This window comes from Pseudomonas marginalis, from assembly GCF_900105325.1.
GTDB classification, from domain to species: domain Bacteria; phylum Pseudomonadota; class Gammaproteobacteria; order Pseudomonadales; family Pseudomonadaceae; genus Aquipseudomonas; species Aquipseudomonas marginalis.
On record NZ_FNSU01000003.1, the window covers coordinates 4,374,256 to 4,396,069 of the forward strand.

The following is a 21,814-nucleotide window of genomic DNA, read 5'->3' on the forward strand; positions in this document are numbered from 1 at the left end:
CTGAAATTAATCCTCAAGCTTCGACAGCGGCTCCTGAAACCGCAGCAAACGCCCGGCATTGCCCAGTACCAGCAAGGTGCTGAGGTTATGCAACACCGCCGCAATCATCGCCCCCGCAGCACCCAACCAGCCAAAGGCGGCAAACACCACGATGGCCAAGGTCCAGCCCAGGCCGATGACCACGTTGACCTGCAACGTACGCCGGCACTGGCGACTCAAGCGCACACAGGTGCCCAGGCGCCGTAGGTCGCTGCCGATCAACACCACATCCGCCGAGGCCAGCGCAATGTCCGCCCCACCCGCGCCCATGGCCACCCCAACCACGCCAGCCTTGAGCGCCAGGGAATCGTTGATCCCATCACCGACCACCATGGGCCGGAAGCCGCTGCCGATTTCCCCAAGCACGCGGTTGAGCTTGTCTTCCGGCAACGCCTGGGCTTCGACATCGCTGATGCCCACGTCCAGCGCCAGGCTGTCGGCCACGCTTTGACGGTCGCCAGTGAGCAGCAGTTGACGACCCAGGCCCAAATCCCGCAACTCTTGCAGGGCCTGGCGCGCCTCCGGCTTGACGCTGTCGGCCAGCAGCAGCCAGGCCAGAAACTGCCCGTTCAGGGCCAGCCCGGCAATCGGGCCGTCATGGTTCGGCACCGTCGTCGTGACAATACCCAATTGCTCGAACAACTCGGGACGGCCCAACGCCGCTTCGCCCTGCTCGGTCTGTGCCACAACGCCCAAGCCCTGGCGCTCGCGAATATCCGTGAGCGCCAGCATTTGCGCCTGAGTCGCCAACCCCGCCAACGCACGGCTGACCGGGTGGCTACTGGCCGAACCGAGGCTGGCCGCAAGGTTGAGCAGCGCCTGGCGGTCGGTCGACGAGGTCTCGATGGACTGCAAACGCAGGGTGCCAAAAGTCAGGGTGCCGGTCTTGTCCACCACCAGCGAGGTCAGGTCCGCCAACTCCTCGAGGAACGCCGAGCTGCGAATCAGGATCCCATGCCGGGCCGCCACGGCGATCCCGGCAATCGCCGTCGCCGGTGCCGACAGCACCAGGGCGCATGGGCACGCCGCCACCAGCACCGCGAGCATCGCCTGGGCGTCATTGGTCACAAACCAGGTCACTGCCGCCAGCAGCAACACCAACACCATATAGCTGCCCGCGTAACGCTCCAGCAGCCGCGTGATCGGCGGCTTGGAACGTTCGGCGTTCTGCATCAGCGCGATGACTTTGCCCAGGGTCGACTCGTTGCCGGTGCGCGTCACTTGCAGGCGCAACAGGCCATCGAGGTTGATCGCCCCGCCAAACACCTGCACACCCACACTGGCTTCCAACGGTACCGACTCGCCGGTGATCGGCGCCGTGTCCAGGCTCGCCTGGCCCGACAGCACCACGCCATCGGCGGGCACCCGATCACCGGCACGCACCTCGACGATATCGCCGGTGCTCAGCGTTCCGTTATCCACTTCGATGATGCTGCCGTCGACCTGCACCCGCCGCGCATGGCTGCGGGTCAGTTTACCCAGGGCATGAATCGCCTCCTGGGAGCCGATCACGCTGCGCTCTTCCAATACGTGGCCGAAGATCATGATGATCGGCAGCAGCGCGGCGGTCAGCAGATCGCCGGTGGCCCAGGCGCCGAGCATCGCCAGGGCGATCAGTTGGTCGGTAATGCCATGCAGGCTGGGAAAACGCAGGCTGTACCAGGCCGAGCGCATCACCGGCACCGCCACCAGCAACGAGGCCACACCGAGCAGCAACTGGCTGACGCCCGTCTGGTCCGGCGCCAGCCAGCGCCATACCAGCCCCAGCATCAGCAAGCCAAGGGCGAGCATGGCCAGGGTCAATTGCCGGGCAGCGCTGCGCTGCTCGGCGGAGGTCAGCATGGGTGCGCTCATTGTTCGGCTCCCTGGATGATCAAGCGGGAGTCGTCTTTAGGATCGACCGTGGTCACCGAACCGGCCTGGCCGAGAATCTTCGGCATACGCTCGCGGTACAGGCGCAACAGCAAGCCCGGGTCTTTGACCTGGGCCAGGCTGGCGACCGTGGCCGTTTGCGCCTGGGCATTGGCCAGGCGTTCACTGGCCTGGGCGTGGGCGACCTGCACCAGGCGGTCGGCCTGCTGGTTGGCGGTCTGGGTGAGTTTTTCCGCTTCGGTCCGGGCGTTTGCCACGGCTTTGTCGGCTTGTTGACTGGCGGTGAGTACGGCGTTGAATGCGTTCACCGCCGGGCCCGGCAGGCTCGATTGCACATCGACCCGCGTCACCTCGATGCCCAGCCCCAGACCGGTGGCGGCCAACTCGGCCAGGCGCTTGTTGACGCCTTGCACCAAGTCACCCCGCAGCCGCTCGCGACGCTCGGCGGCGCCGTTGTCGGTACCGATCAATTCGGGGCGCGCCACCAGGATCGTGTCCAGATCGCGCGCCGCCGTCAGGACCACGGCGCTGCGGGTCACCAGGCGATCCAGGGCGGGCAGCACATGCGCGCCCTGCAACACAAAGGCGTAGGGTTCGGTGACCTTGTAGAACACCCGCACATCCAGCTGCACCACTCCGGCATCGCCGGTCAGCAGGTAGCCGGAGCCGGCCAGGGCATCGCTCAAGGGCGTGGCGAAACTGGCCACACGATCAGCCTGCACCGCCGCATCGGAACGTAACAGGTTCTCCACCCGACGCTCGATCACCCGGTCGGCCGCCGGCAATAACACCACCTGCTCGAACGGCTGCGGCCAGGCCAGCAGCAGCCCGGCATTCTGGATGCGGTCGAGGGCGCCGAAGTGCAGCACCACCGCACGGTTCTGCGGGTCGATCTGCCGCACATTGGAAAACGCCCATGCCAATGCGGCCAACACCGTCACCGCGTACAACGCCAGGAACGTCAGGCGCCCGGCCTGGATCCAGGGGCTGTCCGGGCTGTCACGCTCGGTCATGGCTGAACGTCCTTGGGCCCGTCCACCAACGCGCGAAAGGGCGCGGCGTCGGTGCGCAGGATGATTTTGGTGCCGGGGGTCACGACCGTGCCCAAGGTATCCAGGGAACGCAGCAAGTTATACAGCTGCGGATTGCCGGCGTAGGCACGCCCATAAATCTGCGCGGCTTCGACCCGTGACTGGGCTTCGATGTCGGCGGCTTTCACCGTGGCATCGGCCTGCACGATGCGCGCGTCACGCTCAGCCGCAGAGCGAATCTGCGCGGCCTCGCGCTTGCCCACGGCCGTGCGTTCGGTGGCGATGGTTTCGCGCTCGGCACGCATGCGGTCGACGGTGGCGGTGAGTGTGACCGACGGCAACGTCAGGCGCTCGATCCCCACCTGCGCCACGCGCACGCCATAGGTGGTGAGCAATTGTTGATCAATCTGCTGGCGCAGCTGCGCCTCGAAATCGGCAATGCGCACCTGGCTGGCCTCAGTGTTGATCAAGCTCGAAAGGTCAAAGCTGGCCGCCGTGGTTTCCAGCGCCGAGCCGACGAAGGTGCGGATCTGCCGCGCGGCCTCATCCGGCTGGTTCTGCACGGCGCGCATAAAGCGCTGCACATTGTCGGCATCGCCCTGCACCTGCCACGCCACATAGGCCTGCACGATAATCCGCAGGCCGTCGCGCGTGCCCACATCCTGCAAGCCGCTGGAGGTGGTGCGCAGGCGCAAGTCCACCGGGATCGCCGCCTCGAACGGCGCCGGCCAACGCCAGCCCAGGCCCGGTTCCAGCAACACCCGCGACGGGTTGCCGAAGCGGGTAATCACCGTGGCCTCGCCGGAGCGCACCTGCACCAGGCTCGCCGCCGCCACCGCGAACAGCACCAGCAACACCGCCCAGGCCATACGCCGCCAAGGGAAAGGACCCGCCGCCTGTTCATCACCGTGATGATGGTGATGGTGGCCGTGGTGGTGACCATGATCGTGAGAATGAGCGCTCAACAGACAGACTCCTTATTGAACGGCTTTACGCGGCAGCGAAGGGTCGGCCGGCAAAGTAAAAGAACGCAGATCAATCGTCGGCGCGCCATCGGCGCCCAGGCGGTGATCCAGAATAAGCAGCTTGGCGTGGGCCAGACCCAGGCTGAGTTGGCCCAGGTACTGTTCCAGCACAAAGGCCCGACCGGCCGCGGCGTAGGCCTTTTGTTCGGCGGTAAAGCGCAGGTCGGCCGCTTGGGCACCGGCATTCACTTCGCGGGCGGTGGCCAAGGCCTGGTCGCGGGCGGTGCTGGCTTGCAGCAAGGCCTGGTTGGTGTGTTCGCTGGCGGCGCCGCGCTCGCGGGAGATCAGGGCCTGGGCGCCGATCTGCGCGGCTTGCACGCCGTGGTAGGCATTGGCGGCGCCGGCCGGTGGGTGGATGGCTTCCACGACAGTGGCGAGGATTTCCACACCGCTGTCGAGTGTCTGCAAATCCGCCTGCACGGCGCGGCCGATTTCGTCGGCCAGGCGCGTGCGTTGTTCGCCGAGCAATTCGTCGAGGGTACGCGAGGCAAAATCGTGTACCAGGATGCGGCTGGCGGTGCTGCGGATCAGGGTCGGCACATCCGCGCTGTTATAGGTGGCGGCGAGTGCGGCCTGGTCGGTGAGGCCGATGCGGTAAACGAAGCGCACATCCATATTGACGATCTGGAAGCTCTGCTTGTCGCCGCTGCTGCTGGCGATCACCTGGGATTTGTCATTCACATGGCTGGCATCCCACAGCCGATTGGCAACCAGCGGTGCCGGGCCTTCGGCAGGCGCCAACTCCGGTGCGGCGGCCTCGCTGACGCTGGTGGCCAACTCATGCACCACGCCGTTCTCGATGCTTAACACACGGCCCAAAGGCCACGGCAACCCGGCATGCAGGCCAGGGCCGAACACCTTGACGGGTTTGCCAAAGCGCTCATAAATCCCACGGCCTTGCAGGGGCACTTCATGCACACCGGTCAGCGCCCAGCCGACCGCCAGCACCACCAGCAACACCGGCAAAAACGCGCGGCGCATGTAGGTAAACGCCCAGATCTGGCGCAGATCGATGCCGAAACGGTTGTGTAATTCGTGCTGCAACGCCAGCAGCGGTTGTGGCGGCCAGCGCAGCAACCCGGCGATGAAACTCTGCGCCATCAGGCGTGGTTCAAGGCGCGGCTGGCGCGGGCTGAACAGCGACAGCAGGCCTCTTAATAGAAACTCCACCGCCACCAGCGCCGGCAACAGCCCCACCAGCACCGCCAGGCGCAACGGCCAGACCGACTCGGCCCCGGCAAACAGCAGGCAAATGGCACTGACCACCAGGCAGATAATCGCCACCCGACTCAACTGCGCCAGTTGCGCGGCTTCCGGCCACTGGGCCGTGGTTTCCTGAGCCAGGCGCCGTTCGAACACCAACAAGCCAAACGCCAGGGCCAAGGCCAACGCAGCCCCCACGCTGGCCGCTTGGCCGACAGGCGCCGAGGGCAGGCCCAGGTTCCAGAATTCGATGATGCTGACCAGCGCCAGCAGCGACCAGCCGCCCAGCCACAAGACCGGGGCGCCGATCTGCCGGCCAAAGCGCCCCACAAGGCGTGCGTAACGACCCGTTTCTTCAACGGGTAATTCGATTGCCGGCCCTTCCAGCGCCTGGGCCCGCCAATCGGCCACCCACCACGCCGACTGCAGCCCTGCCACCAGCACCAGCAGGGCCGATGCGCAGTTGATCAACACCACCGGCCAGATCGACAACGGTGCAAACAGCGCGACAAACAACGCCAGCACCCAACCGACTACGGCCAGTACTGTCAGGCTGATACCGGCTTGCCGCAATCGGCGGGCATGGAACAGCCCTTGCTGAAAACGCGGCAGGCCTTCAACCGAAGCGCCGTCCGCCTCTAGATCCACTTGCATCCACTCACGCCCGCTTGTACACAATTCGTTACGATATAACACGTGGCGTGAAATTTTTGTTCGTTAAACAGGGTTTTTGAACATGGCAAAAATCTCCTGTGGAAGGGGGCTTGTTCCCGATAGCGGTGGGTCAGCCGGCATATGCATCAACAGGTAGACCGCCATCGGGGCAAGCCCCCTCCCACATTTGTCCCTCAGTGCTTTCCAGATCGTGACTAAACCCCCATAAACACGCGCCATCACTGGTATAGGCCATGAATAATCGGCACACTCCAGACAGTTTTTCGCGGGCTCTCGGACAAGGAAGCGTCACCCCCATGATTTCGATCTATCAGCTCAAACCGCGGTTTCAGAACCTGCTGCGCCCACTCGTGCAGCGCCTCTATGACAATGGCACCACGGCCAACCAGATCACCGTGCTGGCCGGGGTTATTTCCCTGCTGGTCGGCCTGTTGATCGCCAGCTTCGCCCAACACCTGTGGCTGTTTGCGCTGATCCCGCTGTGGATGATCCTGCGCATGGCCCTCAACGCCATCGACGGCATGCTCGCCCGGGAGTTCGGCCAGCAGTCGCGCCTGGGTGCCTACCTCAATGAATTGTGCGACGTGATTGCCGACAGTGCGCTGATCCTGCCCTTCGCGCTGATCCCCGGCGTGAGCCTGGTGCCGGTGCTGCTGGTAGCGCTGCTGGCGGTGTTCAGCGAATACGCCGGGGTGCTGGGGCCAATGGTCGGCGCGTCACGGCGCTATGACGGGCCGATGGGCAAGAGTGACCGCGCGTTTGTCCTCGGCGTGCTGGCCACTGGTGTGGCGCTGGGCTGGCTCGGCGCCGGTTGGATCGACACGGTGATGTGGCTGGTCGCCGCCCTGCTCGCCTACACCCTGGTCAACCGGGTGCGCCAGGGCTTGAAAGAAGAACAACCTATCTCCCCTTCTGCATAAGGATTTTGCAATGCGCGAACAGCAAGAGCACACCTTCAGTACCCATGACGGCGTCGAGCTTTTCTACCGTCATTGGCCGGCCAGCGCGCCGGCGGACGGCGAGCCGCGCAAGGCGATCCTGCTGTTCCATCGCGGCCATGAGCACTCGGGGCGTATCGCGCACCTGGTGGATGAACTGGACTTGCCGCAGTTCGACTTCTTCGCCTGGGACTCCCGCGGTCACGGCCAATCGCCCGGCGAACGCGGCGACAGCCCGAGCTTCGCCACCAGCGCCCGTGATGTGCAGACCTTCCGCGACCATATCGGCGCCACCTATGGCATCGAGGAAGAAGACTGTGCCGTGATTGCCCAAAGTGTCGGCGCGGTGATCGCAGCCACCTGGGTGCATGACTACGCGCCGAAAATCCGCGCCCTGGTGCTGGCGTCCCCGGCGTTCAAGGTCAAGCTGTACGTGCCCTTTGCCCGGCCGGGCCTGGCGCTCATGCGCAGGTTTCGCGGCAACTTCTTCGTCAACAGCTACGTCAAGGCCAAGTTCCTCAGCCATGATCCGGAGCGCGTGGCGTCCTACGACAGCGACCCGTTGATCACCAAGGCCATCTCGGTGAACGTGCTGCTGGGCCTGTACGAAGCCGCCGACCGGGTTGTCGCCGATGCCCAGGCGATCCAGGTGCCGACCCAACTGCTGGTCTCGGGCGCCGATTTTGTGGTGCACCGCAAACCCCAGCAGCAATTTTTCGACCGCCTTGGCAGCCTGAAAAAAGAACTGCATATCCTCCCCGGTTTTTTCCACGACACCCTCGGCGAGCGTGACCGCGCGGTGGCCGTGAGCAGCGCCAGGCGCTTTATCCTGCAGAACTTCGCACACCCGCTGGACCGTGCGTCCCTGCTGGACGCCGACAAACTGGGCGCCACCTGCGCCGAATCCGAATCCCTCGCTGCGCCCTTGCCGCGCAATTCCCTGCGCGACCTGTACTGGCGCCTGACCCGCGCCAGCATGGGCCTGGGCAAGAACCTGTCGGACGGCGTCAAGCTGGGCTTCGACACCGGCTTCGACTCCGGCAGCACCCTGGACTACGTGTACCGCAACACGCCCACCGGCAAAGGCAGGCTGGGCCGCATGATCGACACCAACTACCTCAACTCCATCGGCTGGCGCGGTATTCGCCAGCGCAAGCTGAACGTCGAGGAACTGCTGCGCCTGGCCATGGCCAAGCTGAGGGATGAACAGCGCGAAGTGCGCATCGTCGACATCGCCGCCGGCCACGGGCGCTACATTCTTGAAGCCTTGCAGGGCGTGTCGCCGCTGCCGGAATCGATCCTGCTGCGCGACTACAGCGACATCAACGTGCGCGACGGTGGCGCGCTGATTCGTGAGAAGGGCCTGGGAGACGTCGCGCAGTTCGTCAAAGGCGATGCGTTTGACCGCTTGGATTTGGCGGCACTGCAACCCAAGCCGACGCTGGCGGTGGTGTCCGGGCTGTATGAATTGTTTGCCGATAACGCCATGGTCGGCGGTTCGTTGGCCGGCCTGGCCGAAGCCGTGGAGCCCGGCGGTTACCTGGTCTACACCGGCCAGCCATGGCACCCGCAACTGGAACTGATCGCCCGCGCACTGACCAGCCATCGCCAGGGCCAGGCCTGGGTGATGCGCCGTCGCAGCCAGGCGGAAATGGACCAACTGGTAGAAGCCGCGGGCTTTCGCAAGATCACCCAACGTGTGGATGAGTGGGGCATCTTTACCGTGTCCCTGGCCCAGAAGATCTGACCATGCGCGAACCCGGTCTATTGAAACCAGCGGTGCTGTGGCTGCTGCTGTTGGCACCGCTGTTTTTCAGCACCTACGGCTTCGCCACCTGGGTCACCAGCCAGCGCAGCGATGTCGGCACCCTGGTGTTCGGCTGGGAAACCCATATGCCGTTCTGGGCATGGACCATCGTGCCCTATTGGTCCATCGACCTGCTTTACGGTTTCTCCCTGCTGCTGCCCAACAGCCGCCATGAGCTGAAACAACACGCGCTGCGCCTGCTGAGCGCGCAGGTCATCGCCGTGAGTTGCTTCCTGATCTGGCCGCTGCGCTTCACCTTCGAGCGGCCGGAACTGGATGGCGTGTTCGGCTGGCTGTTTGCCGTGCTGGCGGGTTTCGACAAACCGTTCAACCAGGCGCCCTCGCTGCATATCGCGCTGCTGGTGATCCTGTGGGTCATGTATCAGCGCCACACCCAAGGGTTATGGCGCTGGCTGGTGCATGGCTGGTTCGCCTTGATCGGTATTTCGGTGCTGACCACTTATCAACATCACTTTATCGACTTACCCACAGGCGCCCTCGCCGGCTGGATATGCGTGTGGCTGTGGCCGGTGGAACACCCCAGCCCCTTGCTGAATGCACGGCTGACCCGGGATTCGAAGCGCTGGCGCGTGGGCCTGCGCTACGGCCTGGGAGCCTTGGCACTGGCGATTCTGGCGTTTTCCCTGGGCGGCGGCTGGTTATGGCTGCTCTGGCCGGCGGTGTCCCTGGGCTTGATCAAGGCGAATTACCTGGTGCTCGGCGCGTCGGGCTTTCAGAAACGCAGCGATGGCCGGCTCACACCCGCGGCGCGCTGGCTGTATGCCCCCTACCTGGCCGGTGCGTGGATAAATTCGCGCCTGTGGACACGCAAACATCCACAGCCGGACCTGATTGTGGATAACGTGTGGCTTGGTCGGATTCCCAGTGCGAAAGAGCAGAATTCATTCAGCGCCATCGTCGACCTCTGTGCCGAATTGCCAATTAATCCACAGGGCCGCGCGTATCAAAGCATCCCGGTGCTGGACCTGATCGCCCCGACACCCGCCGACTGCCAGCAAGCCGCCGAGGCCATCGAGCGCCTGCGTGCAAGCGGCCCGGTGCTGGTGTGCTGCGCCCTTGGCTACTCACGCAGCGCCACCGCCATCGCCGCCTGGCTGCTGCACAGTGGGCGCGCTGCCACGGTGGACCAAGCGCTGGCTATTATTCGTACAGCGCGGGCCCATGTGGTCCTGCATCCCGCTCATCGTCAAGCGTTGGAGGGTTTGCCCCATGCCCGCTGATATGGAACTCCAGGTGGTCGCCAGCCTGCTGCGCCGTGGCCGTTCACTGGATCAGTTATCCACAGGCCTGACCGTGGCCGGGGTGTTATTCGGCCTGGCCCAGTTGCTGATGGCGAGTGTTTCAAGCATCTGCCTGCTGCTCAGCCTGTGGATGATTATCCTGGGGCTGCTGCAAAAGTACTGGGCGCTGCGGGTGGCCTTTGATGCCGACCTGTTCGCCCTGCTGGCCCGCGACATAGAGCGCACGGCGGACCTCGATCAAGCCCTGCAAACCCTTGGCCTGCAATCGCCCAAGCGGGCCGACCGGCCCTGGGACGAGCGCCGTCGCGGCGCCCTCAAATTGCTGCGCAAACAAGCCTGGCTGCTGGGCGCGCAAGCGCTGCTGACCCTCGCCGTGATCCTCGCCAGCCCCTGGCTGCCTTTCGCCGCATAAGGAATCCCCATGTTCGAACCCGTGGTCGCCACGCTGATTACCTCCATGGCCCGCACCGTCACCGGCGCCCGCAGCCTGTGGCTGGGTTGCGCGCCAGTGCCGGTGCAACGTATCTATTTCGCCAACCACAGCAGCCACGGCGACTTCGTACTGCTGTGGGCCTCGCTGCCGCAGAACCTGCGCAAATTCACGCGCCCGGTGGCCGGCAGCGATTACTGGAATAAAAGCGCCCTGCGACGCTACATCATCAACCGCGTGTTCAATGGCGTGCTGATCGACCGCGAGCGCAAGGACCCTGTGGATAACCCCCTGCAGCCCATGCTCGCCGCGCTGGAGGGCGGCGACTCGCTGATCATCTTTCCCGAGGGCACGCGCAACCTGGAGGACGGCTTGCTGCCGTTCAAAAGCGGCATCTACCATCTGGCCAAAAGTTACCCACAGGCCGAATTGATCCCGGTGTGGATCGCCAACCTCAACCGGGTCATGCCCAAGGGCCGCGTGCTGCCGTTGCCTTTGCTGTGCACCACCAGCTTCGGCGCCCCCTTGCAATTGGAAGAAGGCGAAGACAAAGCCGCGTTCCTTGCCCGAACCCGCGACGCCCTGCTCGCCCTCGCCCCGGAGCATTCCTGAGATGGATAGCCAAACCCTGATGTTATTCGGCGGCATCGGCGCGATACTGGTGCTCGCCTCGCTGATCGGCCTGATCCTCAAACTGCGCACCCGTGGCACCCCCAATGCCGTGATCGACAACCTCAACGCCCGCATCAACGCCTGGTGGGTGATGGTGGTGGTCATCGGTATCGCCTTCTGGCTCGGTACCGGTGCGGTGATCCTGCTGTTCTACGCGGTGTCGTTCTACGCCCTGCGCGAATTCCTCACCCTCACGCCGACCCGGCGCAGCGACTACCCGGCCCTGGTGGCCGCGTTCTACCTGGCATTGCCGTTGCAATACCTGCTGATCTACTCGGACTGGTACGGGTTGTTCTCGATCTTTATCCCGGTGTACGTGTTCCTGCTGCTGCCGATCCTCGCCTCCCTGGGCGGCGACACCACGCACTTCCTCGAACGCGCCTCCAAAGTGCAATGGGGGCTGATGATCGCAGTGTTCTGCGTGTCGTTCGTGCCCGCCCTGCTGACCCTCGACATCCCCGGCTACGAAGGCCGCAACCTGCTGCTGATCGCCTACCTGGTGATCGTGGTGCAACTCTCGGACGTGCTGCAGTACGTGTGCGGCAAGCTGTTCGGCAAACACAAGATCGCGCCCAACCTGTCGCCATCCAAAACAGTGGAAGGCTTTGTCGGCGGGATTTTGCTGTCATCCCTGATCGGTGCGGCGCTGTGGTGGACCACGCCGTTCAACCCGTGGCAGTCGTTCCTGATCGCCTTGCTGATCAACCTGCTCGGCTTCGCTGGCGGCATCGTCATGTCGGCGATCAAGCGCGACCGGGGGGTGAAGGATTGGGGGCATATGATCGAAGGCCACGGCGGGATGCTGGATCGGCTGGATTCGGTGTGTTTTGCGGCGCCGATTTTCTTCCACCTCGTGCGCTACTGGTGGACCTGAACTTCTGAAAGCTAACAAATGGAATTGCTTTGTAAGCCTATAGGCAAACAGAATCCTGTATTTTGTTAGCTTATAGGCTTATTTTTTGTGCTTACTGTATGCCTATAGGCTAATATTTATTTCAATATTGATAGCCTATAGGCTTACAAAGGTCTTTCACCATGGGTACTTCCAACCTCTACAAGCTGCGCCTTTCTCAAGTAGAACGCGCTATTGAACCCTTTAACACCGTTAAAGGCGCACCCGTTCCGCCAGGCGGATGGTTGCGGTCTATCAGAGAATCGTTGGGTCGCTCATTAAGAGCCCAGGCCGAAATGGCGGGCGTGTCTTCAGTGACGTTGACCAAGTCCGAGCGTTCCGAAGCTGAAGATCGGATATCGCTTGCACAGCTGAGAAAGCTAGCAGCAGCACTGGACTGTGAACTCGTGTACGGCCTGGTCCCCAAAAAGCCCCTGCATGAAGTCATCCGAGACCGAGCTGAACTCATGGCCAAGCAAGAAATCCTAGGCGTCGCACATTCCATGAGCCTCGAAGATCAACGTCCTTCTGATGCCTTCATCGAACGTCAGATTGATGAACGTCGCAAAGAATTGCTCGACGGTCCATGGACACGCCTATGGCAATAGAACTGGAACTTAAACCAGGTCAAACCCCGCTCGATCCGGACGAAGTCGCTGGGCTGAAACCGAGACACATCGCCACCCAAGGCGAATTGGATGAATGGGAGGCGCAAAACATCCTCAAAGCCTCGCGTTGGGTAGCTCGGCAAAAAAAGCTGGATGTGCTGAATGATCATTTCTGCCGCGAACTCCACGTGAAAATGTTCGACGACACTTGGAAGTGGGCCGGTACTTTCCGAAAATCAGATAAAAACATTGGCTGTGACTGGACACAGATTGCCGTCAACTTGCGTCAATTGCTCGACAACGTGGCTTACTGGCTGGAGCACAACATATTCCCGCCAGAAGAGATTGCAGTGCGCTTTCATCATCGACTTGTGTGGCTACACGCTTTCCCCAATGGCAACGGTAGACATGCTCGCCTCATGACCGATTGCCTGCTGAGGCAATGTGGTCTTGCTCCCTTCTCCTGGGGGCGCGGTAACCTGGTGATCGTGAACGAAGTTCGCCAACGCTACATCCAGGCGCTTCGCGCTGCCGACGCCAATGATTACGCGCTGCTGTTGGCATTCGTGCGCAGCTGACTCGGTAAACATCCCCGCCGTGCGGCGTATCGGTGTCATCTTTTGTATCAAAGACGCGTGTAAGATACGCCGCACTTAGCCAGGGATGCTCACCATGTTCGATTCGCTCAAAGCCATCAGCCGTCGTGTTGTCGGTGTGTTTCTGACTGTGGTGGGGGCCGTTTTCGGCCAATGGCATCCGCCGCTGTGGCTGCGCGCCATCGGCCGTGGCCTGGCGAACCTGGGTAACAAAGCCCGCGCTTATCCGCGCCAGGCCGGTGCCGGCGTATTGGGCCTGGTGCTGCTGGCGGCCGCTGGCTTCTACGGCTGGCACTGGTACTCCAACCTGCCGCAGCCCCATACCGTGGGCTATTCGCTGCACAAACCCAACCTGACGGACTACACCCAGCAACCGCCGGTTGTGGATAACTTGCAAGTGCGTTTTGCCGAATCGGTGGCCCCGCTGGCCGCCATTGGCAAGCCGGTCACCGAAGGCATCACCCTCAAACCCAATGTGGCCGGGAGCTGGCGTTGGTCCGATGACCGCACGCTGCTGTTCGTGCCGGAGAAAGACTGGCCCATCGAAGCGGGTTACACCCTTGATCTGGCCAGGAAAGGTTTGCTGGCCGATGGCGTACTGCTCAGTCAGTACAGCAGCCAGTTCTCCACCCAGCCGTTCCGCGCCACCCTGACACACAACGAGTTGTATCAAGACCCGTCGAACCCGACGATGAAACAACTGGTGGCGACCTTCCATTTTTCCCACCCGGTCGATGAAGACAGCCTGCGCAAGCGCGTTTCGGTCACCCTCGGCAAAGGCCTGGCCTACCGCGACGCCCAGTTGCCCAACCGCCCGGACATCAGCTTCGACGAGACCAGGCTGAACGCCTACGTGCGCTCCGCCGCCCTGGCCACACCGCTGGAAAGCACGCCGGTCAGCGCCAAGCTGGATGAAGGCATCAAGGCCCGCGACGGCGGCAACGCCAGCACCGCGCCGCTGGTGGCGGAAGTCACCGTGCCCGGCCGCTATCGCCTGACCTTTACCGGCGCCGAAGTGAGCTTTGTGGATAACGAACGCGGCGAGCCTGAGCCGGTGTTGATGTTCAGCAGCTCCAGTGCCGTGGCCGATGAGACCATTGCCGGTAAGGTCCAGGCCTGGCTGTTGCCGGAAAAGGCCCAGGACGACACCCGTCCCTATAACAGCAACGACATCGACGACGCCCTGCTGGCCCGCAGTACCAAGGTCACGCTGACCCACGTGCCCAGCGTCGAACCACTGAATACCCTGCATGCCTTCAAGTTCAAGGCCCCGGCCGGCCGTGCGCTGTATGTGCGCGTGCCCGCCAACCTGGAAGCCATCGGTGGCTACCTGGCGAAAAACCCTACGGCCTCGCTGATCAGCATGCCGGCTTATCCGCGCACCTTGCAGTTCCTCTCCGACGGCGCGTTGCTCAGCCTCAATGGCGAAAAACGCCTGGGTTTCATGGCCCGTGGTGTACCTGGCGCCCATGTGGAAATCGCGCGCTTGCTGCCCAACCAATTGCAGCACCTGGTGGACCAGAGCAGCGGCAGCTTTGCCCGGCCCAATTTCGGCAACGAGTACTTCGACCGCATGGTTGAACGCCAGTCCCTGGATATTGCGCTGTCGTCCTCGGACCCGGCGAAAACCGTCTATGACAACGTCGATCTGAGCCACTACCTCACCGCCAACGGAGGCCGTCGCGGCATTTTCGTGCTCAAGCTCAGCCCTCAGGATGAGCCGGCCGAGCGCACGTTCGACTATTCGCGCAGCACCACCTCTGACCTGCGCTTTATCGTGGTCACCGACCTCGGCATCATCGCCAAGCGCTCCAGCGATGGCAGCCATGACGTGTATGTGCAATCCATCGGCAACGGTTCGCCGGTGTCCGACGCCCAGGTCGACATCATTGGCCGCAACGGTCTGCCCGTGAGCAGCGGCCACACCGACGGCGAAGGCCACGTGCATTTCGCCAAGCTGGATGAACTGCGCCGTGAGAAAACGCCGCTGATGTATGTGGTCACTCGCGGCAACGACCAGTCGTTCCTGCCGATCGCCCGTCAGTCCCAGCAGCTGGATTTGTCGCGCTTCGACGTAGGCGGTTTGGAAGAAGACGGCGCGATTGATCGCCTCAGCGCCTACCTGTTCACCGACCGTGGCCTCTACCGCCCTGGCGAGACCGCGCACCTGGGCATGATCGTGCGCAGCGGCAACTGGAAAGGTGCCCTGCAAGGCCTGCCCGTGGAGCTGCAGATCACCGACCCGCGCGGCCTTGAAGTGATTCGCCAGCCGCTGAAGCTGTCCGCCAGCGGTTTTGAAACCTTTGATTTCCCCAGCAGCGAAGTCGCCCCCGCCGGTGACTACACCGCGACCTTGCAGTTGATTGGCCAGAAACAGACCCGCACCGACCTCGGCAGTGTCAGCTTCAAGGTCCGCGATTTCGAACCGGACCGCATGAAGGTCAGCCTGAGCCTGCACGACACCCCGGTACAGGGCTGGATTCCACCGGACCAGGTGGTGGCCAAGGTCACCGCGATGCACCTGTTCGGCGCCCCGGCGGCCGGCCGTCGCGTCACTGCGAAGATGTCCCTGAGCCCGACGCTCGCGGCATTCGAGCGTTACCCCGACTACCGTTTCCGCCTCAACGATTCCCTGGAAGAGGCCAGCACCGAAGACCTGGCCGAAACCACCGTCGACGACAACGGCCAGGCCGTACTCGACCTCAACCTGCAACGCTTCGCCAACAGCACCTATCGCTTGCAAGTGATGACCCAGGTCTTCGAGGCCGAAGGGGGCCGTAACGTGGCGGCGCAAAGTGCCTTGCTGGTGTCGTCCGCGCCCTACCTTGTGGGTGTGAAAAGTCAGGACTCGCTGTCGTACGTCGCCAAGGACGCCCCGCGCCAGGTGCAATGGCTGGCCGTCGCGCCAGACCTCACCCCGCTGGCGGTGGATGGCCTGACCAGCGAAGTGGTCGAGCACCGCTACGTGTCGGTACTGGTGAAACAGTCCAACGGCACCTACAAGTACGAGTCGCGCATCAAGAACATCAGCCAACCGGCCTCTCCGCTGGTGATGACCAAGGACGGCGCCAGGCAGGCCCTGAACACCGCCACCCCTGGCGATTTCACCCTCCAAGTGAAGGACGCCAACGGCAACCTGCTCAACCAGATCGACTACAGCGTGGCCGGACGCGGCAACACCTCGCGCTCCCTGGAGCGCAATGCCGAGCTGCAACTGCGCCTGGATAAACGCAGCTACGCCACCGGCGATGAGATCGCGATCAGCATCCGCGCGCCTTACACCGGTGCGGGGCTGATCACCATCGAGCGGGACAAGGTCTACACCCAGCAGTGGTTCAAGGCCGACAGTACCAACAGCGTGCAACATATCCGCGTGCCTGCGGGGCTTGAGGGCAATGCCTACGTCAACGTGCAGTTTGTGCGCGACATCGGCTCGTCCGAGGTCTACATGAGCCCGCTGTCCTACGGGGTGGTGCCGTTCAGCATCAACCTGGATGCGCGGCGCATGGCGTTGAAGGTCGAGGGCCCGGCGAAAATAGAGCCGGGACAGACCCTCGACATCAAGGTCAACGCCGACCGCCCCGGCCGTGCTGTGGTGTATGCAGTGGACGAAGGCATCTTGCAGGTAGCGCGCTACCAGACGCCGGACCCGCTGGGTTTCTTCTTCCAGAAACGTGCGCTGGAAGTCGGCACCAGTCAGATCCTTGACCTGATCCTGCCGGAATTCAGCCGCCTGCTCAGTGGGGCGGCGCCCGGTGGCGATACGGAAGGCGCCCTGGCTAATCACCTCAACCCGTTCAAGCGTAAACATCAGCCGCCAGTGGCCTGGTGGTCCGGGCTGGTGGACTTGCCCGCCGGTGAAACCGTGCTGCATTACCAGGTGCCGGACAGCTTCAACGGCAAGCTGCACCTGTTCGCGGTGGCTGTGGACGCCGACAGCGTGGGCGTCAGCGAGGCCAATACCGAGGTCCGTGGCCCGATTGTCATCACGCCGAACGTGCCGGCTTTCGTGGCGCCGGGTGATGTATTCAACGTCAGCGCCGGGGTATTCAGCAACCTCGAGGCGGCGGCGAACGTGAAGTTTGAAGTGCAGACCAGCGCCGGCCTGGTGGTGCAGGGCGACAAAGCCAGCACCTTGTCCCTGCAACCGCGCAAGGAGGGCACCGCCGAGTTCAAGATCAAGGTCGGCGAAACCCTCGGTTCGGCGGATTTGCGCTTTGTCGCCGTGTTGCCGGATGGCAAGCGGATCCAGGTGGCGGAAACCACTTCGATTCGCCCTCTGAGCGAGCATCGCGTGGCCCTGAGCCTGGGTCGTTTCGACAGCGCCAGCAAAGAGCTCAAGCCCACCCGTGAACTGTTCAGCCAGTTGCGCGATGTGCAACTGGGTGTGGCGGCCTCGCCGCTGGTATGGGCCAACGGCCTCAAGCACTACCTGGATGACTACGGCTATGCCTGCACCGAGCAACTGGTGTCCAAGGCCATGCCGGCGTTGATCTGGGGCGGTACCGCACCCGAGGCAGAACAGGCCTTCAGCAGCGCGGTGCGCATGTTGCGCCAGCGCCAGAACCAGGCAGGTGGTTTCGGTTTGTGGGCCGCCAACCCGGACGTAGCGCCCTACGCCAGCCTATATGCCACCGATTTCCTGATCGAAGCCAAGGAACGCGGGCTACCGGTGCCGGAAGACCTGCTGGTGCGCGCCAACAGCTATCTGACGGACCTGGCCAACGGCCCGAGCGAAGGCCTGTCTGAATTGCGCAACCGCGCCTACGCCAGTTACTTGTTGAGTCGTCAGGGGATTCTGGTGAGCGGCGCCTTGAGCGATATCCGCGAACGCTACGAAAGCTACTTCAAGGACAGCTGGCAGAACGACTTGGGCGCCGCCTACTTGGCGGCCAGCTACAAACTGCTCAAGCAGGATCGCCAGGCCGACACCTTGTTCCGCAAGATCCCTTGGCGTTCGCTTGTGGATAAGTGGGACAGCGACGGCCTGTATTACGACCCGCTGGTCCACGATGCCGAGCACCTGCATCTGCTCGCTCGCCATTTCCCCGAGTTGCTGGACAATGTTCCTACCGCCCTGCTGGATAAACTCGGCAAGCGCCTCAACGAACAGCGCTACAACTCGCTGTCGGCGGCGCTGTTACTGCGGGCCTTGGACAACTACGGCCAGCGCGCGCAAAGCGATATGACCCTCAAGGCCACTGCCTGGCTGGGCGACAAGCAGCAACAATTGCTGGAAATGGCCGGCCAGCCACCCCGCGCGGCGGTACCGGGCGCCACGCAAAAACTGCTGATGGAAAAATCCGACGGCCCGGCGGCGTTCTACATGCTCAGCGAAGCCGGTTTCGATAAGGGTGCCAAGCTCAAGCCGATCAACAACGGGCTGGAGATCATCCACGAATACCTCGACCTCAAAGGCGAGCCGGTGAGCACAGTGGCGGTGGGCGATGAGTTCCTGGTGCGCTTGCGCCTGCGTGCCACCGACCGTGACCAGGTGCAGCAAGTGGCGGTGGTCGACCTGCTGCCCGGTGGCGTCGAGCCTGTGTATAACTTGCCGCCGGAGCCGGAAGCCGCCAGCAGCGAGGAAAGTGAAGGCGAAACGTCCGAATACGTAGAAGAAAGCGAACAAGAAGCCGATGCCTGGCAAGCGCCCATCGGCGAAACCGAGCTGAGCAACTGGCAGCCGGACTATGTGGATGTGCGTGATGATCGGGTGGTGTTGTACGGCACGGCACTGCGCGACGTAGGCACCTTCGTCTATCGCGTGCGCGCCACCAACGCCGGCACGTTCAATACGCCACCGGCCTACGCCGAAGGCATGTACGAACCCACCCTGCAAGGGCGCGGCAAAGTAGGCCAGCTTGAAATTACCAAGCCTTAAACGCCTGGCGCCGCTGCTGGCAGCGGCGCTGGTGCTGGCGGGGCTGCGGCTGTGGCCCCACGCTCCGCTGGAACAGGCTGTTACGTCGTCACGGGTGGTGCTGGCCGATGACGGTTCGCTGCTGCGCATGACCCTGGCGGATGACGGCCAATACCGCTTATGGCTGCGGCTGGAGCGCATCTCGCCGTCACTGGTGGAGGCCTTGCTGCTCAAGGAAGACCGCAATTTCCATTGGCACCCGGGGATCAATCCCCCGGCGTTGCTGCGCGCGGCCCTGGCCACCTACAGCGGCGGCCAACGCCAGGGCGGCTCGACCTTGAGCATGCAACTGGCACGGCGCCTGTGGGATCTCAACACCCGCCAGGTACCCGGCAAATTGCAGCAGATGGCGTTGGCCTTGTGGCTGGAAGCGCGCTACAGCAAGCACGACATCCTCGAGGCGTACCTGAACCTGGCGCCCATGGGCGGCAATATCGAAGGCGCCGAAGCGGCCAGTCGCATCTACTTCGGCAAGGCGGCAGCGCAGTTGTCGTTGTCCGAAGCCTTGGCGCTGGCGGTGATTCCTCAGCAGCCGGGGCGGCGCGCGCGCTTCGGACCGTCGCTGCAAAATGCGCGACTGCGCTTGATGAATGACTGGCGCGAAACGTATCCACAAGACCCGCGTAACGCCAGTTTGCTCGAGCTGCCCCTGGAAGCCCGCAACCGCCAGCAGATCCCGTTTCTGGCGCCGCATCTGAGCGAGCAGCTGTTGGCCTCCCAGCCCGGCAACGAACTCAACAGCACCCTCAACCTGCCCCTGCAGCAACTGCTCGAACGCCTGATCAGCGGCTTTATAGCCGAGCGGCGCAGCACCGGTGTGGAAAATGCCACGGCCATCCTGATCGACAGCCACGACCAAAGCGTCAAGGCGCTGGTGGGCTCGGCGGATTACTTATCCACAGGCATCCACGGCCAGGTCAACGGCGTATTGTCACGCCGTTCTCCAGGGTCGACCCTCAAGCCGTTTCTCTACGGGCTGGCGCTGGATCAAGGGGTGATCCACCCCATGAGTATCCTCAAGGATTTGCCCAGTAACTTCGGCTACTTCCAGCCGGAAAATTTCGACGGCAGTTTTGTCGGGCCTCTGACCGCACGGGATGCATTGATCCGTAGCCGCAATATCCCGGCGGTGTGGTTGGCCAGCCAGGTGAAGTCGCCGTCGTTGTATGGTTTGTTGCAACGCGCGGGGATCAAGGGCCTGCGCGGTGAAAGCCATTACGGCCTGGCCCTGGCCCTCGGTGGCGGTGAGATGACACCCGAGGAACTGGCGCGGCTGTACGTGATGCTGGCGGGCGACGGCCATCTGCGGCCGTTGCGCTATCTGCAGGAGCAGCCCCAGGCCACCGGCCCGCAACTCCTCACCCCGCAGGCGGCCTTCATGGTGCGCGACATGCTGCGCCGCAACCCGCGACCGGATGGCCTGCCCGCGCGGCACTGGCGCACCGCCTGGAAAACCGGCACGTCCTGGGGGTTCCATGATGCGTGGAGCGCGGGCCTGGTCGGCCCTTACGTGCTGGTGGTGTGGGTGGGCAACTTCGATGGTCGCCCCAACCCGGCGTTTATCGGTGCCAAGACCGCCGCGCCGCTGTTCTTCCGTATCGCCGACGCCCTGCCCCTGGCCTTGCCCAACGTCGTGATCAAGGCCGACAAACCACCCGCCGGCCTGGTGCGCATCGACGTCTGCGCCGCCTCGGGCGAGTTGCCCAACCGCTGGTGCCCGCAAACCCGCAAGACCTGGTACATCCCCGGTGTTTCACCGATTCGCGTGTCCAACCTGCACCGCCCGGTACTGATCGACACCCGTACCGGCAAAGCCGCGTGCCCGCCGTTCGAGGCGCAATACACCCGCGAGGAAGTCTTCGAATTCTGGCCCAGCGACATACAACGCCTGTACCGCGCCGCCGGCCTGCCCCGCCGCACGCCACCCAACGTGCTGAAAAACTGCCAGCCCAGCCGCATCAGCGACCAGAGCGAAGCCCCGCAGATCCGTTCGCCGCTGACTCAAGTGAGTTATCAGTTGCGCCTGTCCGCCCCCCAGGAAAGCATCCCGCTGAACGCGAATGCGGCCAGCGATGCGGCGACGCTGTACTGGTTTGCTGATCAAACCTTGATCGGGCAGGGCCCGCCGCAAGCCACATTGAACTGGCGGCCGGGCAAGTCGGGGGAGTATCGGCTGCGGGTCAGTGATGATCAGGGACGCAGTGCGAGTCGGGGGTTGAGGGTGGAGTTTGTGCCTTAGGAGTGGCCATCACACTCTGCAAGCTCCACGTAGTTCGACTCCCCACCTCCCGTCGCCCCCGACAACCAACCCCACACGAAACTCAGCGTAGTACGCCCGGCAGCATCGACACCGATGATGCCCCGCGACCAGCCGGCCAGCAGCTCACCTTCCAGCGTCAGGCACTGATACAGCAGCTCGATAGCGTCCGGGCCTGTGACGCGGCCGACCTGCGTACCCAGGCGAATTCGGCCGCCTTGGTAGGTACCGGAAATGGCATCGCCCTCGACAAGGTAATGAAACACCGTACCCGCGCCGGATAGCCCGTGGGTGTTATTGGCGACGGTGAATCGGCGGTTGTGCAAACGCTCGTGGATTTGCGAGGGGGGGTTCATCGAAGGCGCGTCCTTTCGCGGGTACCTGGAGACCCGGGCGGTGGGTACCAACAACATAGTTTGACACACCCCCTCGCATAAATCGGGGTCTGTAGGATGATTCGGGGTAAAGATAACAGCAACATAGATTGACCCAGATGGGCTGCGCTTGAAATACAGGGACCGATTGCTCACAACATAGTTTGACACGAAGAGCTAGAAGTAAGCAGTCATGAAGGGAGAGCCCATAAG

General features: G+C 63.3%; 15 protein-coding genes. 10 read left to right on the forward strand and 5 right to left on the reverse strand.

Going from position 1 to position 21,814, the window contains the following annotated elements:
- Positions 1-6 precede the first annotated feature (6 nt).
- The 4 genes from BLW22_RS29730 to hflK (BLW22_RS29745) are packed head-to-tail and all read right to left on the reverse strand — an operon-like array spanning position 7 to position 5,824.
- Positions 7-1,893 carry a cation-translocating P-type ATPase gene (locus BLW22_RS29730; protein WP_065926787.1) on the reverse strand — a complete coding sequence of 629 codons (1,887 nt, stop codon included), beginning with the start codon at positions 1,891-1,893 and terminating at the stop codon, positions 7-9.
- On the reverse strand, positions 1,890-2,924 hold the full coding sequence (gene hflK, locus BLW22_RS29735) for a protease modulator HflK (protein ID WP_065946439.1): 1,035 nt from the start codon (positions 2,922-2,924) through the stop codon (positions 1,890-1,892). Before hflK (BLW22_RS29735) ends, BLW22_RS29730 begins: the two co-directional genes overlap by 4 nt.
- Positions 2,921-3,910 (reverse strand): protease modulator HflC, encoded by a 990-nt coding sequence (gene hflC / locus BLW22_RS29740; RefSeq protein WP_161985718.1) that lies wholly within the window; start codon positions 3,908-3,910, stop codon positions 2,921-2,923. The genes hflK (BLW22_RS29735) and hflC overlap by 4 nt, the downstream gene beginning before the upstream one ends.
- Before the next feature lie 9 nt (positions 3,911-3,919).
- A complete protein-coding gene (gene hflK / locus BLW22_RS29745; RefSeq protein ID WP_074848024.1) occupies positions 3,920-5,824 on the reverse strand; it encodes a protease modulator HflK in 1,905 nt (634 codons plus the stop codon).
- Positions 5,825-6,141: 317 nt separating this feature from the next.
- On the opposite strand from hflK (BLW22_RS29745), the gene BLW22_RS29750 reads away from it, so the two are divergent.
- The 10 genes from BLW22_RS29750 to pbpC all read left to right on the forward strand — a co-directional run bounded on the left by BLW22_RS29750 (position 6,142) and on the right by pbpC (position 21,209).
- Complete coding sequence (locus BLW22_RS29750; protein ID WP_065926791.1) at positions 6,142-6,765, forward strand: CDP-alcohol phosphatidyltransferase family protein; 624 nt, start codon at positions 6,142-6,144, stop codon at positions 6,763-6,765.
- A 10-nt stretch (positions 6,766-6,775) separates the two neighbouring features.
- Positions 6,776-8,530: a bifunctional alpha/beta hydrolase/class I SAM-dependent methyltransferase gene (locus BLW22_RS29755; protein ID WP_065946440.1), complete on the forward strand. Its 1,755-nt coding sequence runs from the start codon at positions 6,776-6,778 to the stop codon at positions 8,528-8,530.
- A gap of 2 nt (positions 8,531-8,532) precedes the next feature.
- Positions 8,533-9,831: a phosphatase PAP2/dual specificity phosphatase family protein gene (locus tag BLW22_RS29760; RefSeq protein ID WP_074848026.1), complete on the forward strand. Its 1,299-nt coding sequence runs from the start codon at positions 8,533-8,535 to the stop codon at positions 9,829-9,831.
- Positions 9,821-10,264, forward strand: coding sequence for a hypothetical protein (locus BLW22_RS29765; protein WP_065926794.1), 444 nt, complete (start codon positions 9,821-9,823; stop codon positions 10,262-10,264). Before BLW22_RS29760 ends, BLW22_RS29765 begins: the two co-directional genes overlap by 11 nt.
- Before the next feature lie 9 nt (positions 10,265-10,273).
- Positions 10,274-10,894, forward strand: coding sequence for a lysophospholipid acyltransferase family protein (locus tag BLW22_RS29770; protein WP_027608186.1), 621 nt, complete (start codon positions 10,274-10,276; stop codon positions 10,892-10,894).
- 1 nt (position 10,895) lies between these two features.
- Complete coding sequence (locus BLW22_RS29775; RefSeq protein ID WP_032885177.1) at positions 10,896-11,828, forward strand: phosphatidate cytidylyltransferase; 933 nt, start codon at positions 10,896-10,898, stop codon at positions 11,826-11,828.
- A gap of 161 nt (positions 11,829-11,989) precedes the next feature.
- On the forward strand, positions 11,990-12,454 hold the full coding sequence (locus BLW22_RS29780) for a helix-turn-helix domain-containing protein (RefSeq protein ID WP_065926795.1): 465 nt from the start codon (positions 11,990-11,992) through the stop codon (positions 12,452-12,454).
- The gene (locus BLW22_RS29785; protein ID WP_065926796.1) at positions 12,445-13,032 is read left to right on the forward strand and encodes a mobile mystery protein B; all 588 of its coding nucleotides are present in this window, start codon (positions 12,445-12,447) and stop codon (positions 13,030-13,032) included. Before BLW22_RS29780 ends, BLW22_RS29785 begins: the two co-directional genes overlap by 10 nt.
- A 94-nt stretch (positions 13,033-13,126) precedes the next feature.
- Positions 13,127-18,931 (forward strand): alpha-2-macroglobulin, encoded by a 5,805-nt coding sequence (locus BLW22_RS29790; RefSeq protein WP_074848028.1) that lies wholly within the window; start codon positions 13,127-13,129, stop codon positions 18,929-18,931.
- On the forward strand, positions 18,912-21,209 hold the full coding sequence (gene pbpC, locus BLW22_RS29795; RefSeq protein WP_074848030.1) for a penicillin-binding protein 1C: 2,298 nt from the start codon (positions 18,912-18,914) through the stop codon (positions 21,207-21,209). Before BLW22_RS29790 ends, pbpC begins: the two co-directional genes overlap by 20 nt.
- On the opposite strand, the gene BLW22_RS29800 is transcribed toward pbpC, so the two are convergent.
- Positions 21,206-21,583, reverse strand: a complete 378-nt coding sequence (locus BLW22_RS29800; RefSeq protein ID WP_065926799.1) for an avidin-fold protein — start codon at positions 21,581-21,583, stop codon at positions 21,206-21,208. The two genes, pbpC and BLW22_RS29800, sit on opposite strands and share 4 nt — an antisense overlap.
- Positions 21,584-21,814 lie beyond the last annotated feature (231 nt).

Coding starts and splice junctions, on each gene's coding strand:
- BLW22_RS29730 (WP_065926787.1), bottom strand. CDS start 1,893: ATGAGCGCACCCATGCTGACCTCCGCCGAGCAGCGCAGCGCTGCCCGG.
- hflK (WP_065946439.1), bottom strand. CDS start 2,924: ATGACCGAGCGTGACAGCCCGGACAGCCCCTGGATCCAGGCCGGGCGC.
- hflK (WP_074848024.1), bottom strand. CDS start 5,824: ATGCAAGTGGATCTAGAGGCGGACGGCGCTTCGGTTGAAGGCCTGCCG.
- BLW22_RS29750 (WP_065926791.1), top strand. CDS start 6,142: ATGATTTCGATCTATCAGCTCAAACCGCGGTTTCAGAACCTGCTGCGC.
- BLW22_RS29755 (WP_065946440.1), top strand. CDS start 6,776: ATGCGCGAACAGCAAGAGCACACCTTCAGTACCCATGACGGCGTCGAG.
- BLW22_RS29760 (WP_074848026.1), top strand. CDS start 8,533: ATGCGCGAACCCGGTCTATTGAAACCAGCGGTGCTGTGGCTGCTGCTG.
- BLW22_RS29765 (WP_065926794.1), top strand. CDS start 9,821: ATGCCCGCTGATATGGAACTCCAGGTGGTCGCCAGCCTGCTGCGCCGT.
- BLW22_RS29770 (WP_027608186.1), top strand. CDS start 10,274: ATGTTCGAACCCGTGGTCGCCACGCTGATTACCTCCATGGCCCGCACC.
- BLW22_RS29775 (WP_032885177.1), top strand. CDS start 10,896: ATGGATAGCCAAACCCTGATGTTATTCGGCGGCATCGGCGCGATACTG.
- BLW22_RS29780 (WP_065926795.1), top strand. CDS start 11,990: ATGGGTACTTCCAACCTCTACAAGCTGCGCCTTTCTCAAGTAGAACGC.
- BLW22_RS29785 (WP_065926796.1), top strand. CDS start 12,445: ATGGCAATAGAACTGGAACTTAAACCAGGTCAAACCCCGCTCGATCCG.
- BLW22_RS29790 (WP_074848028.1), top strand. CDS start 13,127: ATGTTCGATTCGCTCAAAGCCATCAGCCGTCGTGTTGTCGGTGTGTTT.
- BLW22_RS29800 (WP_065926799.1), bottom strand. CDS start 21,583: ATGAACCCCCCCTCGCAAATCCACGAGCGTTTGCACAACCGCCGATTC.